Annotated in this window: 14 protein-coding genes; 5 read left to right on the top strand and 9 right to left on the bottom strand. The window is 75.8% G+C overall.

From position 1 onward, the window contains the following. Window positions 1-322 precede the first annotated feature (322 nt). Window positions 323-1,645 carry a helix-turn-helix domain-containing protein gene (locus ACF053_RS05045; RefSeq protein WP_391952532.1) on the bottom strand — a complete coding sequence of 441 codons (1,323 nt, stop codon included), beginning with the start codon at window positions 1,643-1,645 and terminating at the stop codon, window positions 323-325. Window positions 1,646-1,933: 288 nt separating this feature from the next. Then, complete coding sequence (locus ACF053_RS05040) at window positions 1,934-3,613, bottom strand: acyl-CoA dehydrogenase family protein (RefSeq protein ID WP_391952531.1); 1,680 nt, start codon at window positions 3,611-3,613, stop codon at window positions 1,934-1,936. 17 nt (window positions 3,614-3,630) lie between these two features. Here ACF053_RS05040 and ACF053_RS05035 point away from each other — a divergent pair, with 17 nt between their 5' ends. Then, window positions 3,631-5,064 carry a YihY/virulence factor BrkB family protein gene (locus tag ACF053_RS05035; protein ID WP_391952530.1) on the top strand — a complete coding sequence of 478 codons (1,434 nt, stop codon included), beginning with the start codon at window positions 3,631-3,633 and terminating at the stop codon, window positions 5,062-5,064. Next, window positions 5,049-5,810 carry a helix-turn-helix domain-containing protein gene (locus ACF053_RS05030; RefSeq protein WP_391952529.1) on the top strand — a complete coding sequence of 254 codons (762 nt, stop codon included), beginning with the start codon at window positions 5,049-5,051 and terminating at the stop codon, window positions 5,808-5,810. The genes ACF053_RS05035 and ACF053_RS05030 overlap by 16 nt, the downstream gene beginning before the upstream one ends. Here ACF053_RS05030 and ACF053_RS05025 read toward each other — a convergent pair. Then, on the bottom strand, window positions 5,750-6,148 hold the full coding sequence (locus ACF053_RS05025; protein ID WP_391952528.1) for a VOC family protein: 399 nt from the start codon (window positions 6,146-6,148) through the stop codon (window positions 5,750-5,752). The genes ACF053_RS05030 and ACF053_RS05025 overlap by 61 nt on opposite strands. Window positions 6,149-6,405: 257 nt before the next feature. Here ACF053_RS05025 and ACF053_RS05020 point away from each other — a divergent pair, with 257 nt between their 5' ends. Together ACF053_RS05020 and ACF053_RS05015 are read left to right on the top strand one after the other, a co-directional pair. Further along, window positions 6,406-6,615 carry a hypothetical protein gene (locus tag ACF053_RS05020; protein ID WP_391952527.1) on the top strand — a complete coding sequence of 70 codons (210 nt, stop codon included), beginning with the start codon at window positions 6,406-6,408 and terminating at the stop codon, window positions 6,613-6,615. A 2-nt stretch (window positions 6,616-6,617) separates the two neighbouring features. Then, on the top strand, window positions 6,618-7,763 hold the full coding sequence (locus ACF053_RS05015) for a cation:proton antiporter (protein WP_391952526.1): 1,146 nt from the start codon (window positions 6,618-6,620) through the stop codon (window positions 7,761-7,763). 60 nt (window positions 7,764-7,823) lie between these two features. Here ACF053_RS05015 and ACF053_RS05010 read toward each other — a convergent pair whose 3' ends face one another. From ACF053_RS05010 to ACF053_RS04995, 4 genes are read right to left on the bottom strand one after another with little or no spacing between them, the layout of a single operon-like run. Then, window positions 7,824-8,603: a class I SAM-dependent methyltransferase gene (locus ACF053_RS05010; protein WP_391952525.1), complete on the bottom strand. Its 780-nt coding sequence runs from the start codon at window positions 8,601-8,603 to the stop codon at window positions 7,824-7,826. Window positions 8,604-8,634: 31 nt separating this feature from the next. Continuing rightward, a complete protein-coding gene (locus ACF053_RS05005) occupies window positions 8,635-9,891 on the bottom strand; it encodes an aminotransferase class V-fold PLP-dependent enzyme (RefSeq protein ID WP_391952524.1) in 1,257 nt (418 codons plus the stop codon). 11 nt (window positions 9,892-9,902) lie between these two features. Next, window positions 9,903-11,237 carry a pyridoxal-phosphate dependent enzyme gene (locus ACF053_RS05000; RefSeq protein ID WP_391952523.1) on the bottom strand — a complete coding sequence of 445 codons (1,335 nt, stop codon included), beginning with the start codon at window positions 11,235-11,237 and terminating at the stop codon, window positions 9,903-9,905. After that, window positions 11,234-12,712, bottom strand: coding sequence for a Y4yA family PLP-dependent enzyme (locus ACF053_RS04995; RefSeq protein WP_391952522.1), 1,479 nt, complete (start codon window positions 12,710-12,712; stop codon window positions 11,234-11,236). Before ACF053_RS04995 ends, ACF053_RS05000 begins: the two co-directional genes overlap by 4 nt. Before the next feature lie 698 nt (window positions 12,713-13,410). Here ACF053_RS04995 and rsgA point away from each other — a divergent pair. After that, window positions 13,411-14,517: a ribosome small subunit-dependent GTPase A gene (gene rsgA / locus ACF053_RS04990; protein ID WP_391952521.1), complete on the top strand. Its 1,107-nt coding sequence runs from the start codon at window positions 13,411-13,413 to the stop codon at window positions 14,515-14,517. A 355-nt stretch (window positions 14,518-14,872) separates the two neighbouring features. Here the strand turns inward: rsgA and ACF053_RS04985 are convergent, their stop codons facing one another. Further along, window positions 14,873-15,355 carry a DUF456 domain-containing protein gene (locus tag ACF053_RS04985; RefSeq protein WP_391952520.1) on the bottom strand — a complete coding sequence of 161 codons (483 nt, stop codon included), beginning with the start codon at window positions 15,353-15,355 and terminating at the stop codon, window positions 14,873-14,875. A 36-nt stretch (window positions 15,356-15,391) separates the two neighbouring features. Next, window positions 15,392-16,375: a helix-turn-helix domain-containing protein gene (locus ACF053_RS04980; RefSeq protein ID WP_391952519.1), complete on the bottom strand. Its 984-nt coding sequence runs from the start codon at window positions 16,373-16,375 to the stop codon at window positions 15,392-15,394. Between the last annotated feature and the right edge of the window lie 90 nt (window positions 16,376-16,465).

Below are 16,465 nucleotides of genomic sequence, written 5' to 3'. Positions count from 1 at the left end.
GGCCCCCCGGTGTCCGGATGGTGGGACTCCGTCTCGCCCGTGGTGGCGCGGCCGGTCGGGCCGGCGCGGCCGGGGGCCGCCCGCGGTCCGACTGATCGGGGGTCCGCCGGTCCGGGGGTCGCCGGCCCCGGGGGTCTCCGGTACGCGCCGAACCGGCAGCCGCACGAAGCCCAGCGGTCGGTACGGAGCGCCGGTCCGCACGAAGCCCGGCGGTCCGTACGGAGCGCCGGTCCGTGCGAAGCCCGGCGGTCCGTACGGAGCGGCGGTCCGTACGGGGGTGCGTGCGTGGCGCAGGCCGGCGTCGGCGAGCGCGGCGGTGCCGTCACCCCGCGTGGTCGTCGCCGGGGCCGCCGTGCCGCGCGGCCTCCACGGCGGGCGCAGTGGAGTGGGGCAGCAGGTCGCGCGGGTCGGCCGGGGCGACCACCTCCACCTCCACCTCGTCGCGGAAGCGGTACGGGCGGTGGGCCAGCACACCCCCCAGCGTCCGCCGCACCCGCGACATCTCCGCCCGTACGGTCACCGTCCGCCCCCGGTCGCCGAACACGTCCGCGGCCAGCTGCGCCGCCGTGCGCCCGTCCCGGTGCGAGGCGAGGACGTACAGCAGCTCCGCGTGCCGGGGCGTCAGCTCCCGCTGCCAGGAGCCCACCGCGCCCGACACCCGCACCGTCCACTCGCGGGGCCGGCTCACGTCCAGCACCAGTCGCGTCACCGAGTCCGCCGCCGCCTCCGCGGCCCCGTCCAGCGGCCGGACCAGCCAGCCCCCCGGCAGTGGCTCGACGTCGCATTCGCCGAGCGCCGGCAGCCACACCCGGCCCCCGCCGAACGACCCCGGCAGCGCCAGCCGGTCCACGGGCGCCATGCCCGTCACCGCCGCCGTCCAGCCGTGCGGGTCCACCGCCAGCGCCCTGCCGTCCACCCGGCACAGCAGGGGCGCCGCCACCGCCCGCAGCCGCGCCAGCCCCGCGAGGTGGCGGTTGCGCAGCTCCGCCTCGGCGAGCGCCGCCACCGAACGCACCAGGAGCAGCATCGCCGGGTGCATCGTGGGCACCGGGCCGCTCACGTCGACCACGCCCATCAGCCGGCCGTCCCGGGGGTCCGTGATCGGGGCGCCGGCGCACGTCCAGGGGTGGTGCGTCGCGACGAAGTGCTCGGCGGAGTGCACCTGCACCGGGCGGCGCACCACGAGGGCCGTCCCCACGCCGTTGGTGCCGACCGTCGACTCGCGCCAGTCGGCGCCCGGTTCGAAACCGTGCCCGTCCGCCATCCGCAGCACCGAGCCGTGGCCCTCCCGCCACAGCACCCGCCCGTCGGCGTCGGCGACGACCATGATGTGCCGGGCCGGGTCGGCGGACGCCCCCGGCGAGGCCATGAGCCCCTCGCGGAGCACGGGCAGCAGCTCCCCGAGCGTCGTGCCCTGCCGCCGCGCCTCCAGCTCCCCGGCCGGCAGCAGCCCCGAGCGGCGGTCCCGGTCGGGGTCGACGCCCGTGCGCAGCATCCGCTCCCACGAGGCCCGTATGTCGGCGCGCGGCGCCAGCGGGGCGTGGCCGCCGTGCAGCGCGGCGTCCCTGATGTGGTGGAGCAGCAGCGTCGCCGCGCGCGCGTCCATCGCGGCGAGCCGCGTCATGTCGACTGTGGCGTTGCGCACCGGCCCTCCCCGTCGCCCTTCGACCCCCATCATCCCCCGGCGGGGCGCCGGGTCCGACCGGATCCGCACAGAACGCGCCACCCGCTGCAACCTCCTGCAACCCTCGCGCCGGACCGCTCGCGCGTACGACAGTGGGCGCGTACCGGTCTCCGGTACGCGACGGGATGGTGCCGTGTCGGCGCAGCACCATCCCAGCCGCGCTCCCGGGCGCGGGACGCCGCACCGCGTCCCGCGCCCGTCGGCTTTCCGGGGCCGCCCGCTCCGTGCGGGGGCGTGCCCCCGGCTCCCCTACACCTCGGCCCGGGCCCGGTCCACGACCGCGCCCAGGTCCAGACTGTGCGGCAGGGTCCCGAACGCCGTCCCCCAGTCCCGGCCGAGCCGTGACCCGCAGAAGGCGTCCGCGACCTCGGGCGGCGCCCACCGCACCAGCAGCGACCCCTGGAGGACCAGCGCCATCCGCTCCACCAGCCGGCGGGCCCGGGCCTCGACGCCCTCCAGATCGGCCAGTTCGGTCAGCAGGCCCTTGATCGCCCCGTCCAGCCGGTGGTCCGCGCCGCGCGCCTCGCCGACCTCCCGCAGGTAGGCGTCGAGCGCGCCGGGCTCGCGCTGCAGCGCCCGCAGCACGTCCAGCGCCTGGACGTTCCCCGACCCCTCCCAGATCGAGTTGAGCGGTGCCTCGCGCAGCAGCCGCGGCATGCCCGACTCCTCCACGTAGCCGTTGCCGCCCAGGCACTCCAGGGCCTCCGCCACGGTCGGCGTGCACCGCTTGGTGACCCAGTACTTCGCGGCCGGCACCACGAGCCGCAGCAGCGCCCGCTCCGACTCCGCGCCACCCGGCCCCGTACCGCCGGCCGCCGTACCGCCGGACTCCACCGCGTCGTACGCCGCCGCGAGCCGCATGCCGAGGACCGTCGCCGCCTCCGACTCCAGCGCCAGGTCGGCCAGGACGTTGCGCATCAGCGGCTTGTCGGCCAGCGGGCCGCCGAAGGCGCGGCGGTACGTCGTGTGGTGCACGGCCTGCGCCACGGCCTGCCGCATCAGCGCGGCCGAGCCGAGCACGCAGTCCAGGCGCGTGGCGGCCACCATCTCGATGATGGTCCGCACCCCGCGCCCCTCCTCGCCGACGCGGCGCGCCCACGTCCCGTCGAACTCGACCTCGGCGGAGGCGTTCGACCGGTTGCCCAGCTTGTCCTTGAGGCGCTGGATGCGGAACACGTTCCGCGTGCCGTCCGCCAGCACCCGCGGCACGAGGAAGCAGGTCAGACCGCCGGGCGCCTGCGCGAGGACGAGGAAGGCGTCCGACATGGGCGCGGAGCAGAACCACTTGTGGCCCGTCAGGACGTACTCGCCCGCCGCGTCCAGGGGGGCCGCAGCGGTGGTGTTGGCCCGGACGTCGCTGCCGCCCTGCTTCTCCGTCATGCCCATCCCGAAGAGCACGCCGCCCTTCTCGGCGGGCGGCCGCAACTCCTCGCCGTCGTACACGCGCGACGTCAGCCTCGGCTCCCACTCGGCCGCCAGCTCCGGGTCGGTGCGCAGGGCGGGGACGGCCGCGTGCGTCATCGACAGCGGGCAGCCGTGCCCCGCCTCGGTCTGCGACCACACCAGGAACCCGGCCGCGCGCCGCACGTGCCCGCCCGGCCGGCTCCACGCGCCGGTCAGCCCGGACGTCACGGCGTGGCCGAGGAGCCGGTGCCAGGCCGGGTGGAAGTCGACCTCGTCGACGCGGTGGCCGTACCGGTCGTGGGTGCGCAGCCGTGGCGGGTACTCGTTGGCGAGCGCACCCCAGGACTGGGCCTGCGCCGAGCCGGCGGTGGTACCGAGCGACGAGAGCTCGTCCCGCGCCTCCTCCCGCAGTCCGGGCGGAAGGTGTCGCTCCACGGCTTCGGTCAGCGCCCGGTCGGCGGTGAAGACGTCATACCTGACCAGGGGCGGGGGCTGGTTGGTCACGGTGTGGGTGGTGGCTGCCATGCGGATACGGTAAGGACGTGCAGGCAGCGAAGGAAACACCCGAGTCGGCCGGGGGGTCCGCCGGAAGTCCGGGCCCCGCGGGACCGAGCGCGTCCACGGGCCGGCTCCACCGGGCCAGGGTCCTCTACCGCAACGTCTCGAAGCGCAAGATGGCCTGGCTCCTGCTGAAGGACACCGTCAACTCGTGCATCGAGTACCGCATCCTGGGCCTCGCCGCCGAGGCCGCGTTCTTCACGCTGCTGTCCCTGCCGCCGCTGATGCTCGGCCTGCTCGGCCTGCTCGGCTACATCGACGAATGGACCAACACCACCACCGTCGCCTCCATCGAGGGGAACATCCTCGGCGCGGTCGGCACCGTCCTGTCGGACCGGGGCGTCAACGACATCGCCAAGCCGCTCCTGGAGGACGTCACCCAGGGCGGCCGGCCCGACGTCATCTCGATCGGTTTCGCCATAGCGCTGTGGTCCGGGTCCCGGGCGGTGAACGTCTTCATCGACACGATCACCGTCATGTACGGACTCGACGGCCACCGGGGGATCGTCGCCACGCGGCTGCTCGCCTTCCTCCTCTACATCGTCGCGCTGCTGATCGGGGCGGTGGTCCTGCCGCTCGCGGTCGTCGGCCCCGACCGGGTGGTCGAACTGGTGCCCTGGGGGACGGAGGTGGTCTCCGTCCTGTACTGGCCGGTCATGATCCTGCTGTCCGTGGCGTTCCTGACCACCCTGTACCACGTGTCCGTGCCGGTCAGGTCGCCGTGGATCGAGGACGTGCCGGGGGCGCTCGTGGCGTTCGTCATGTGGGTGCTGGGCAGCTTCCTGCTCCGCATCTACCTGACGAGCCAGGTGGAGGGCCCCACGATCTACGGCTCCCTCGCTACGCCCATCGCGGTGCTGCTGTGGATCGGCATCTCGGCGTTCGCGGTCCTCGTCGGGGCGGCCGTCAACGCCGCCATCGACCGGGTGTGGCCGTCCGTCGCCACCGCGGCCGCCCGCGCGGAGAACGAACGCGTCCGGGCCAAGGAGGCGGCCGCGCTGCTCGCCCGGGCCCGGGCCGCCGAGGGGGACCCGGACCCCGACGACCCGGACATGCCGTCGGAGTTCCCGGAGCGCTGGTCGCGCTTCCTCCCTCCGGACGACGTGAAGGCGCGCCTGCAGTGGGAGAAGGCGGAGAAGGAACGGCAGCCCAAGGACAGGCAGGCCAAGGACAAGGTGCGGGAGGAGCCGTCGAAGGGCAGGCCGCCGGAGGACAAGCTGCCCAAGGGGGAGCTGCCGCCCGACGCGCCGGTCCGGCGCGCGCCCGCCGGACGGCCGCCGGCCCCGGCACCCGGCGGGGCCCGGCCCGGCACCGGCGGCCCGACCCGCGGCCCGGCGCACGACGCGCACGACGCGCACGGCGGCCCGGCGCACGACCCGCACGGCGGCGGCCCGACCGGTCCGTGGGGGCCGCGCTGAGCGGCGGGTACCGGGAGCGCCCCGCCCGGCTGGACGGCGCCGTCGTGTGGACCGTGCCCGGAGGACGGCCGCCCGGGGCGGCCTCACCCGTCCTGCCCGACGGCTGCATGGACCTGCTGTGGAACGAGGGGCGGCTCCTCGTCGCCGGCCCGGACACGCGCGCCCACGCCCCCGGCGGCGGGGCCGGCCCCTGGGCGGGGGTGCGGTTCGCGCCCGGTGACGCGCCCACCCTGCTCGGCGTCCCGGCCCGCGTACTGCGCGACCGGTGCGTGGACCTGGCCGACCTGTGGCCCGCCGATCGCGTCCGGCGGCTGACCGCGCGGGTGGCGCGCGCCGCCGGGGCGGACCCGGCCGGCGCGCTGGAGGAGGCGGCCGTGGCCCTCGCCGCCGACGCGCCCCGCCCCGACCCGCTCCTGCGGGCCGTCACCGCCGGGCTGGGCGCCGGGTGGAGCGTGGCGGCGACGGCCGACGCGACGGGGCTGGGGCCCCGCACGCTGCACCGCCGCTCGCTCGACGCCTTCGGGTACGGCCCGAAGACGCTGGCGCGGATCCTGCGGCTGCGCCGGGCGCTGCGGCTGGTGGACGCGGGGGCGCCGTACGCGGCGGTGGCGGTGCGCGCCGGGTACGCCGACCAGCCGCACCTGGCCCGCGAGGTGCGCGCCCTGACCGGGAGGCCCCTGTCGGCCTACGCGGCGTCGGCGAACAGCTCCACGCCGCGCCCGTCCGGGTCGAGCACCACCGCGTAGCGTTGCCCCCACACGGCGTCCCACGGCTCCAGGTGGCCCCGGTACCCGGCGGCCACCAGTTCCCCGTACACCGCGTCCACCTCCTGGGGGCCGGAGCAGCGGAACGCCAGCGCGATCCGGTCGCCCGCGGTCACCCGGGGCCGGTCGGGGTCGTAGGAGCGGACCGTCTCCTCGGTGTCCCACAGGACGCGCAGGCCGCCCGGAAGGACCACCTCCGCGTGCGGGGCGGAGTCGGCGTCCTCGGGGACGGCCAGGCCGAGGCGTCGGTAGAAGGCGAGGGTCGCGGCCATGTCGGAGACGACGAGGCCGACCGCGTCGAGACGGGGTGTGGGAGTCATGCGGGCAGCCTAGGCAGGCTCCGGCACGGCCGTCTTGAACGGATCGGACGCGGACGTGGCCGCGGGAGCCGGGCGTCACCGGCACGGCCACCGGCCCGGGCGTCACCGGCACGGACGTCTGCCCGGGTGCCGCGGGCCGGGGCGCGCATCGACCGCCGCCCGGCCGTGGAAGCCGCATAAGCCGTCATAGTGGACAGGTGTTGCTAGGGTGAGGAGCCTCTCCCCGCCCGTCATGCGCCGTCCCCGGAGGTGCGGTCATGGGTCCCCGTCGCACCCCGCTGCCAGGCGCCGGTACGCCGTACGACCTCGGCGCCGAGGGGACCCGGCACCCCGCCGTCGTGCGCCGGGACGGCCGCCGCCACCGCGGCCTCCACCGTGCCGACCACCCGGACGCCCACGGGGGCGGCGCGGCCCGCACCCCCGCCGCCGCCCCGGCCCCGCTCACCGCCCTCGTCGGCGGGGAGTGAGCGTGCACGACACCACCGCGCTCCTCATCGAACTCGGAGCGATCATCCTCGGACTCGGACTGATCGGACGGGGCGCGGAGCGCGTGGGGCTCTCCCCGGTCCCGCTCTACCTCCTCGCCGGGCTCGCCTTCGGCAAGGGCGGCGTCCTCCCGCTCGAAGCCAGCGAGGACTTCATCGCCGTCGGCGCCGAGATCGGCGTCATCCTGCTGCTGCTCCTCCTCGGCCTGGAGTACAGCGCCGGGGAGCTCGTCAGCAGCCTGCGCACCCAGTACCCGGCCGGCGCGGTCGACTTCGTCCTCAACGCCCTGCCCGGCGCGGCCGCCGCGCTCCTCCTCGGCTGGGGACCCGTCGCCGCCGTGGCGCTCGCCGGGGTCACCTGGATCTCCTCCTCCGGCGTCATCGCCAAGGTCCTCGCCGACCTCGGCCGGCTCGGCAACCGCGAGACGCCCGCCGTCCTCGGCATCCTCGTCATCGAGGACCTGTCCATGGCCGTCTACCTGCCCCTGCTCACCACCCTGGTCGCCGGCGTCGGCCTGCTCGCGGGCGGCGCCACCCTGATGATCGCGCTCGGCACGGTCACCGTCGTGCTGTACCTGGCGCTGCGCCACGGCCGGCACATCAGCCGCGCCGTCTCCTCCGACAACCCCGAGATGCTGCTGCTGGTCGTCCTCGGCCTGGCGCTGCTCGTCGCCGGGGTCGCGCAGCGCCTCCAGGTCTCCGCCGCGGTGGGCGCCTTCCTCGTCGGCATCGCCCTGTCGGGCGAGGTCGCCGAGGACGCCCGCAAGCTCCTCTCCCCCCTGCGCGACCTGTTCGCCGCCGTCTTCTTCCTCTTCTTCGGGCTGTCGACGGTGCCCTCCGCCATCCCGCCCGTCCTGCTGCCCGCGCTGCTCCTCGCCGCCGTCACCGCCCTCACCAAGATCTACACCGGCTGGTACGCGGCCGGACGCGCCCACGTCGGCCCGCGCGGCCGGCTGCGGGCCGGCGGGGCGCTGGTCGCGCGCGGCGAGTTCTCCGTGGTGATCGCCGGGCTCACGGTGGCCACCGAGCCGAGGATCGGCCCGTTCGCCGCCGCGTACGTGCTGATCCTCGTCATCGTCGGCCCGTTCGCCGCCCGCTGGACGCAGCCGGCGTTCCACTCCCTGCGCTGACCCCGCTCCGGGGCGCCGGACCGGCCGGAAGCGGACCGGGCCCCGGAGCGGCGTCGGCGGTCACGCGTGCGCCGCCACCAGCACGCAGCTCGGGCCGTACTGCCAGACCGGGCCCGCCGCGCCGAAGCCCGCTTCGTGCAGCAGCTCCACGTGCCGCTGCAGCGTCAGCCCGTTGTCGCCGCCCGCGCCGGGACCGCGCCGGGCGCGTTCGGCCAGCGGAGCGGCCAGTTCCGGCGCGGACCGCGCGGCGGCCCACCAGCCCCGCCAGTCCTCGTGGGCGTCCGCCCCGTGCCGCTCGGCGTGGCGGCGCCCCACCACATCGGCCAGCGCCGCCACCGCCGGGTCCTCCTGGAACAGGTGGTCGCCGTTGACCAGGACCCCGCCGGGCCGCAGCGACCGGCGCACCTGCCCGTACACCGACAGCAGCGCCGGTTCCGGCAGGTAGTGCAGCGCCGTCGCCGACACCACGGCGTCCAACGGCCGGCCCAGCCGCAGCGAGGCCAGCCAGCCGGGCGCCCCGATCGTCACGTCGGCGAACCGCACGGAAGCGCCGTGGTGCGCCCGGCCCAGCGCCAGCAGCAGCGGGTCGGCGTCCACGCCGACCACCTCCGCGTGCGGCAGCCGCCCCGCCAGGCGGGCGGCGAGGGAGCCGGGACCGCAGCCGAGGTCGGCGACCAGCGGGCGGGGCACCCCCGCGGTCGCCGCCTCCACCACGTCGGCGATCACCGTGAAGCGGGCCTCACGGTCACACGCGTACCGCTGCTGCTGCAGCTCCCACCGGCGGATCCACTCGCCCGCCCGCTCGGCCGTCAGCCGTCGCGACATCAACCCTTGGGTCATCCTGCCCTCGTGCTCCCTTGCTCTCCGTGCCTTACCGCCGCCCGCCGCCCGGCCGGTCCCCGGCCAGCGTGGACAGCACCCCGAGGAGGCGGTCGACCTCCTCGGGCGTGTTGTAGACGTGCAGGCTCACCCGCACCGAGCTCTCGCTCTCGCCGGCCCGTGCCTGGCACAGCCCGTCGGCCCGCACCAGCAGCCCGTGCGCGGCCAGCACGAACCCCACGTCGTTGGCGCCGACGGTCCGGTGCCGGAAGGTCACCAGGCCCTGGCGCCGCTGCACCGCCGAGTCCGCCGCCAGACTGAGCGGGCAGCCCAGCACCTCGTACGCGTCGAGGCGGGCCAGCCCGTCCGTGAGCCGCACGCCCAGGCCGACCGTCCACTCCTCGATCCGTGCCGGGCCCGCCGCGTCCAGCCAGTCCAGCGCGGCCCGCAGGCTGACGATCCCGGCGGTGTTCGGCGTGCCGTGCCAGCCGCCCGGCCGGAACGCGCCGCCCCGCCGTCCGCGCGCCCACACCACGCCCGTCCCCGGCAGCGCCATCGCCTTGTGGCCGGAGAACACGACGAAGTCGACGTCCAGGGCGGCCAGGTCCAGCGGCAGGTGGCCGACGCTCTGCGCCGCGTCCAGGCAGACGGGCACGTCCGGGCCGACCACCTCCCGCACCCGGTGGACGTTCATGTCGGCGCCGTACACGTGGTGGACGTGGGTCACGGCCACGAACCGCAGCCGCCCCCGGGCCAGCCGGGCGAGCGCATCCAGGTCGTAGTCGCGCGAGTCCCGCTGGTACGGCATGGGGTGGACGGTGATCCGCACGCCGCGCTCGGCGAGCAGGTCCCGCGCCTCCAGCCACGGCAGGAGGTTCGCCTCGTGGTCGGCGAACGGCACGACGATCTCGTCGCCGTCCGCCAGCTCCCGCACCAGCCAGTCCCGGGCGACCGTCCGCAGCCCCTCCGTCGTACCGCCGGTGAACCAGACCGACGACCGCTCGGGGTCCGGGTCGCCCAGGAACGCCTTGACGCGCTCGCGGGTCTCCTCGATGAGCGCCGTGGTGCGGTTGGCCCAGGTGTAGGTGCCCCGCCCGGCGTTGGCGTTGCACCCGGTCAGGTACGCCTGCACCGCGTCGAGGACCGCCCGGGGCTTCTGCGCCGTCGCCGCGCTGTCCAGGTAGGCGAGACCGGGGTGTCCGGTGATGATCGGGAACTGCTCGCGCAGCGGCCGCTGCCACTCGCGCAGCCCGGCGGACGGCCCCGCCGGCGGCGGGTCGTGCGGCAGCGGTGACGTCGTGGTGTACACGCCGGCCCCCCTCAGTCCCGCACCATCGGCGCGTCCGCGTCCCGCCAGGCGATGACGCCGCCCGCCAGGCTGCGCACGTCCCGGTGGCCCATGCGGGCGAGCAGCGCCGCGTACGTCACGGACTGCTCCCCGACCGGGCAGACCAGCAGCACCGGCTGTGACCGCCCGAACGGCAGCCCGCCGTGGAGCAGTTCCTCGAACAGCTCGTCGACGATGTTGATCGACCCCTCGATGTGGAGCGCGGCGAACGCGAACGCCCCGCGCAGGTCGACGACGACGGGCCGCTCGGTCGCGATCCACGCCCGCGCCTCCTCGACGCCGATGACGTGCACCTCCGCCAGCTCCCGCGGGGTCACCGATGCGGGGGAGTTGGGGCGCGGCGGACGCCGCAGCAGCTCGGGGCGGCGCGTGCGCACGTAGCTCATGTAGCTCTCGACGCGGTCGCAGACGATGAAGACGGCCGTCCGTCGCCGGCCGTCGCCGCCCCCGGCCTGCTCGGCGTCCCGCTCCCGCAGGTACCGCAGGGCGCCGTGGTAGGCGGCCCCGCCGGTCGGGCCGCCGAGGATGCCGCAGCGGCGCACCAGGGTGAGCATGCCGTCGATGGCCTCGTCGGCGCTGACCGCCTCCAGCGCGTCGTACGTCCGGGGGTCGAACAGGCCGACCTCGTGCACCTCGTCGATGTTGCGGATGCCGGGCACGAAGTCGCCCTTCTGCGCGACGAGGCCGATGACGGAGACGGCCGGGTCGTGGGCGCGCAGGGCGCGGGCGGTGCCGGTGGACGACCCGGCGGTGCCCACGCAGGCGACGAAGAAGTCGGGGGCGACGCCCCCCAGGTCCTTGATGATCTCGGGGCCGGTGCCGCCGGAGTGCGCCTCGGCGTTGGCCGGGTTGTAGTACTGGTCGGTGTGCAGGTACGCGTCGTCGTCCTCGGTGAGCATGCGGTGGATGCGGGTCAGCGGGTCCTCGGTCGCCGTCGGGTCGAGGCACTCGGCCTGCCCGGGCAGTTCCTCGATCTCGGCGCCGAGGAGGAGGAGCAGGTCCTTGATCTCGGGGACCTTCATCCGGTTGGTGACGCTGCGGAACGGCAGCCCGTGCATGCCGGCGATCACGGCGAGCGCCTTGGCGGTGTTGCCGCTGGACAGCTCCACCACGGTCCGCCCCCGGTGCCGGGCCTCCTCCAGGTGGGGCTGCGCCATCCGCCACGCGGCCCGGTCCTTGACCGAGCCGAACGGGTTGAGCATCTCCAGCTTGGCGTACAGGTCGATGTGGCGCAGTCCGTGGACCTCGGGGTCGATGCGGACGAGCGGTGTGTCCCCGATGGCGTCGGTGATGCGGTCGTACCTCATTCGTCGTCCCCCGCGGTGAGGTGGGGCCAGTACTCTTCGTCGAGGCACCAGTGCCACGGGCCGGCGTCGCCGTCGCGGTACACGGCGACCTTGCGGGCGACGGGCTGGTGCAGGGCGTGGTCGGCGGTGAAGTCCATGAAGTAGCCGGCGGTGTTGGCGAACGCGAGCAGGTCGCCGGCGCGCGGCTCCCGCGGCAGGAACACCAGGCGGCGGCTGATCAGGTCCGACTCCAGGCACAGGTTGCCCAGCAGGTACACGCCCACGGGGGAGTCCCCGCCGGGGTCCCGGGCCGCCGCGCCGGCCGGTACGAGGACGGGGTCGACGAGCAGCCCGTGGTCCTCAAGGCCGATGTCGCGGGCGTTCGCGGCGAGCCGTACGAGCCGTTCGCCGGCCGCCGTGACCCGCACCTCCAGGACCCGGGCGAGGGTGATCCCGCACTGGTCGGTGAGGGCGCGGCCGGGTTCGGTGTGCAGGTCGTAGAGGTTCTCCAGGAGCAGGGTGGCCAGCGGCCGGCCCAGGGACGGGGCGGTCTGCGCGAGCAGTTCGTCGAGGTAACGGGGGCCCGCGACCGGCCGGTGGCCGGGGTAGACGCCGAGGGCGCCGCGCAGGGTGCCGTTCTCGCCGCGCAGCCCGTAGCCGTGGCCCTCCCAGGTGAGGGGGGCGCGCCGGCCGAGGAGGGCGCGGGTCAGTTCGGTGGTGTACCGCTCCCACTGGGCGCCGTCCGCCAGGTAGTCGGTGCCGAACCCGCCGCCGATGTCGACGGCGCGGGGGCGCAGCCCGCGCCGGCGGCTCTCGTCCAGCACCCGCAGGCAACCGTCGAGGGCGGCGGCCTTCTCGGTCGGGGCCATGGTGTCGAGGTGGTAGGAGACGCCCGTGAACTCCACGGCGTCGCGGTGCTTCTCGACCAGGTCGAGCAGGGCGTCGGCCTCGGTGGCCGGGGTGCCGAAGCGGCTGCGCCGGGTGAGGACGCGGGTCCCCGTGGAGGCGAACTCGGAGAGCCTCGGCAGGACCGGTACGCGGGGCAGCCGGAAGCGCTCCACCAGCGCGGCGAGCGCGGTCAGCTCGCCGGGCGAGTCGACCGCGACGGTGACGCCGGTGCGGGCCGCGAGCCACAGGAAGTCGGGGTCCTTGGGGCCGGTCGCGACGATCCGGTCGGGGGTGAGGCCGCCGGCGAGGGCGTGCTGGAGCTCGCCGAGCGAGGCGACGTCGATCCCGGTGCCGGGGCCGGTCGCGGCCAGTCGCCGTACCAGGGCGCTCGACCGGTTGGCCTTGTGCGCGTAGCAGATCCGCCCGGTGAGCCGGTGGCGGGCGTACACCTCGCGGAAGGCGCGGACGTTGTCGGCGATCTGGTCCGGCAGGAGCAGGTTGAGGGGCGAGCCCAGGGCGGCCACCAGGGGATGGAGGAAGGTGGGGGAGTCCAGCAGCGCCGCCGGCCGCGACTCCAGGCGTGGTGCGAGATACAGCGGTTCGCTCATGCGGGTCTGGTCCTGGTCCTCTCGAAGGGTCTGGAGGTCTGCTCGAAGGGACTGCTCGAGTGGACTGTTCGAAGGGACTGAGCAGGTGACTGCTGTGCTGGGCCGAGTGTGGCCGGACGGCGGGCGCAGGACGAGCATGCCATCACATGACAATGGTTGTCATGAGCAATGCCCGGCCCCGGCACGGATCCCCCTCAAACGAAGGGTGTGACTCCGCAGGTCGGCTGCGGTGCGCCGATCACGCACCCCCCGCGCGTCCGCCCGTTCCGCGCGCCCGCGTCCGCCGATCGCGTCATGCGTCGGGCGTATGAACGAATGGACGGGGCGCCGCCGAACGCCGCATCCGGATACGGCGGAAGGAGTGTCTCGGGGTACGTCGGCCTCCGTACGCGGCGTGCGACGCGCCGGCACCGGGCGCCGGACCGTGGGTGGGCGGCCGTTGGGCCGGGGGCCGGTGCCGGGGGCCGGGGAAGTGCCCGGAAAAAGCGTTGGCGGCGCCCGGCCCCCTGCGGCTAGCGTGTCCGACGACGTACGGACGAGAGGGAGGTGAGGACATTGATGACTGTCCCCGCACCGGGCCTGACCCGGATCCAGAGCATCGACACTCCCGCTCCCGTGGTCTCCGGCTGACCGACCTTCTTTCCGCACGCGCCGAACGGGCGCGTGGCCGCCGGGGCCACCCTCGCGAAGGGCACCCCTTGTCTTCCTCGTCCACCACCACCCCGTCCACCTCGCTCTCCTCCTACGGCTGGGACACCGGCTGGGAGGCGGAGTTCGCGCCGCACGCCGACCGCGGCCTGCTGCCCGGCCGGGTCGTCCGCGTCGACCGCGGCCAGTGCGACGTCGTCACCGCGGAGGGCGTCGTGCGGGCCGACACGGCCTTCGTGACGCCGCACGACCCCCTCCGCGTCATCTGCACCGGCGACTGGGCCGCCGTCGACCCGGCGGGCGGCAACCCCCGCTACGTACGGGCCTACCTGCCGCGCCGGACCGCCTTCGTGCGGTCCACCTCCTCCAAGCGGTCCGACGGGCAGATCCTGGCCGCCAACGTCGACCACGCGGTCGTCGCGGTCTCCCTCGCCGCCGAGCTCGACCTCGGCCGGATCGAGCGGTTCCTCGCGCTCGCCTGGGAGTCCGGGGCCCAGCCGCTCGTCGTCCTCACCAAGGCCGACCTCGTCCCCGACGCCGCCGGGCTCGCCCACCTCGTCCAGGACGTGGAGACCAGCGCCCCCGGCGTCCCGGTCCTGCCCGTCAGCGCCGCCACGGGCGAGGGCGTCGACGCGCTCCGCGCGTACGTGGCGGGCGGGACGAGCGTGCTGCTGGGCGTCTCCGGCACCGGCAAGTCGACCCTCGCCAACACCCTGCTCGGCACGGACGCCATGGCCGTGCAGGCGATCCGGGACGTCGACGGCAAGGGCCGCCACACCACCACCACGCGCAACCTGCTGGCCCTCCCGGGCGGCGGGGTGCTCATCGACACCCCGGGCCTGCGGGGCGTCGGGCTGTGGGACGCCGGTACGGGTGTCGGGCAGGTCTTCTCGGAGATCGAGGAACTGGCGGCGTCCTGCCGGTTCCTCGACTGCGCCCACGGCGCGGAGCCCGGCTGCGCGGTCCTCGCCGCCGTCGAGGACGGCACGCTGCCCGAACGGCGCCTGGAGAGCTACCGCAAGCTCCTCCGGGAGAACCAGTACATCGTCGCCAAGACCGACGCCCGGGTCCGGGCGGAGCTGCGGCGCGACTGGAAGCGCAAGGGCGCCGAGGGGCGCGCCGCCCTCCAGACCAAGCGCGTCGGCCACCCCTTCTGACGGGACGCCCGCCGGGCACGGTCGGCACCCCGTCCGGTGGACGGGGGCGCCGACCCCGTCCGGCGGCTTCCGGCCCGGGGCCCTGGCAGGGCCCCGTCCGACCGCACCGCACCCGGGTGGCGCCCGGCCCCACACGGGTCGGGCCCTGCCCGGGTCAGGCCACGGTCGGGCGCGGGCCATGGTCGGGCGCGGGCCATGGTCGGGCGGGGCCACGGTCGGGCGGGGCCACGGTCGGGCGCGGGCCGGGTCCACCGGGGCGGCCGGTCAGCACCGTGGCCGGGTCCGCCGGCTGCCGATCGGCACCGTGGGCCGCCGGTCCGGTGCGTGGCGCTCGGCAGCCGTGGGCCCGGGGCCGTCAGGTGCCGACCAGTACGCCCAGCCAGGCCGCGACGACCAGCAGGGACGCGTACAGCTCCACCAGCACGCTCGTGCCGATCGCCCGCATGGCCAGTCGCGTCGCCGCGACCGCCCTCCGGTGCCCGCCGTGCCGCCGCCGCGCGGCCAGGTAGACCCCGCCGACGTACCCCGGCACCCCGCCCACCACCGGGACCAGCACGAACCCCAGCAGCGCCCCCACGCCCGCGTAGACGACCATGCGCCGGGTGACCCCGACGCCCCGCAGCCGCCGGGGCGGCAACCACCCCACCACGACGTGCGTGACCAGCATCAACACCGTCGAACCGGCGAACAGCAACCACGCGGCGGCCGTCGCCACCTGCAGCGACCACCACGCCACCCCGGCCCACACCAGCCACGACCCGGCGACGCCCGGCGCCATCACCCCCACCAGGCCGAGCAGCAGCACCAGAGCGACCAGCAGCTGTTGCCACACACCCATCTGTCCAGCCTGCCGGACGGATCCGGCCCGTGCAGGTCAGCGCGTGACCCACCCGCGTTCGTAGGCGTGCCAGCCCAGCTGGAGCCGGGTCGTCACGCCCGCCAGCTCCATCAGCCCCTTGACCCGCCGCTGCACCGTCCGCAGCCCCAGGTCCAGTTGCTTCGCCACGCTCGCGTCCGTCATGCCCGCCAGCAGCAGCGACAGCACCTCCAGGTCCGTCGCGTCGGGGCCCGGCGTCGACGCCGGCACCGGCGCGTCCCGCCCCGCGCCGAGCCGCAGCGGCACCGCGTCCCGCCACACCGCCTCGAACAGCCCCATCAGCGACTCCAACAGCCCGCTGGCGTGCACCACCAGCGCCGCCGGCTCCGCGCCCCGGCCCGTCAGCGGCACCATCGCCAGCGACCGGTCGGCGACCACCAGCTTCGTCGGCACCCGGTCCACCACCCGCACGCGCTCGCCGCGGCCCAGCGCCGACGTCAGCTCCGCCACTCCGTCGGGCCGCTCGAGGACCTCCCGCTCCACCACCACCCGGTAGGCGACGCCCCGGTCCGCCGCGCGCTCCTCGGCGTCGTTCTCCGCGCCCGTCACCACCACCGGGCGGCCCGTGACCAGCGCGCACACCTCCTGCGCCGCACCCAGCTGGAGCTGGAGGAAGCGGTGCGCGACCGCGCTCGCGCCCGTCACCACCTCGACCAGGTCGTGCACGGCCGGTTCCGCGGCCTCCGCGCGGTACTCCTCCGCCAGCAGCGCGGCCGCCAGCTCCGCCCGCTCCAGCTCGTGCCGCTGCTGCGTCAGCAGGGCGCCCAGCGCCACCGCGGGCGGCGCCGCGACCCACCGGCCGGTGCGGTACGAGGACTGCGCGGCCAGCCCCTGCGCCTCCAGCCGCCGCAGCGTCCGCTCGGTCTCCGGCTCGGGCAGCGCCAGCCGGTGCGCCAGGTCCCGTACCTCGGCCGCGCCCAGCGCGACCAACTCCCGGTACGCGGACTCCTGACGCTCGTCGAGACCTATCGCCCCCAGCACCCGAACCCACCCCTCCGCTCATCCGTGGCGGAAAACGGCCACGGCGCAAACCCGCCGCACCCATCATCCCCGCACCACCCGTCACTCTGA

Source organism: Streptomyces kanasensis, from assembly GCF_043077165.1.
GTDB lineage: Bacteria > Actinomycetota > Actinomycetes > Streptomycetales > Streptomycetaceae > Streptomyces > Streptomyces changanensis.
Note: the sequence above shows the minus strand (reverse complement) of the source record. Positions and strands in the feature narration are given on the sequence as shown.

Coding starts and splice junctions, on each gene's coding strand:
- ACF053_RS05040 (WP_391952531.1), bottom strand. CDS start 3,613: ATGGCAGCCACCACCCACACCGTGACCAACCAGCCCCCGCCCCTGGTC.
- ACF053_RS05025 (WP_391952528.1), bottom strand. CDS start 6,148: ATGACTCCCACACCCCGTCTCGACGCGGTCGGCCTCGTCGTCTCCGAC.
- ACF053_RS05020 (WP_391952527.1), top strand. CDS start 6,406: ATGGGTCCCCGTCGCACCCCGCTGCCAGGCGCCGGTACGCCGTACGAC.
- ACF053_RS05010 (WP_391952525.1), bottom strand. CDS start 8,603: ATGACCCAAGGGTTGATGTCGCGACGGCTGACGGCCGAGCGGGCGGGC.
- ACF053_RS05000 (WP_391952523.1), bottom strand. CDS start 11,237: ATGAGGTACGACCGCATCACCGACGCCATCGGGGACACACCGCTCGTC.
- ACF053_RS04995 (WP_391952522.1), bottom strand. CDS start 12,712: ATGAGCGAACCGCTGTATCTCGCACCACGCCTGGAGTCGCGGCCGGCG.
- ACF053_RS04985 (WP_391952520.1), bottom strand. CDS start 15,355: ATGGGTGTGTGGCAACAGCTGCTGGTCGCTCTGGTGCTGCTGCTCGGC.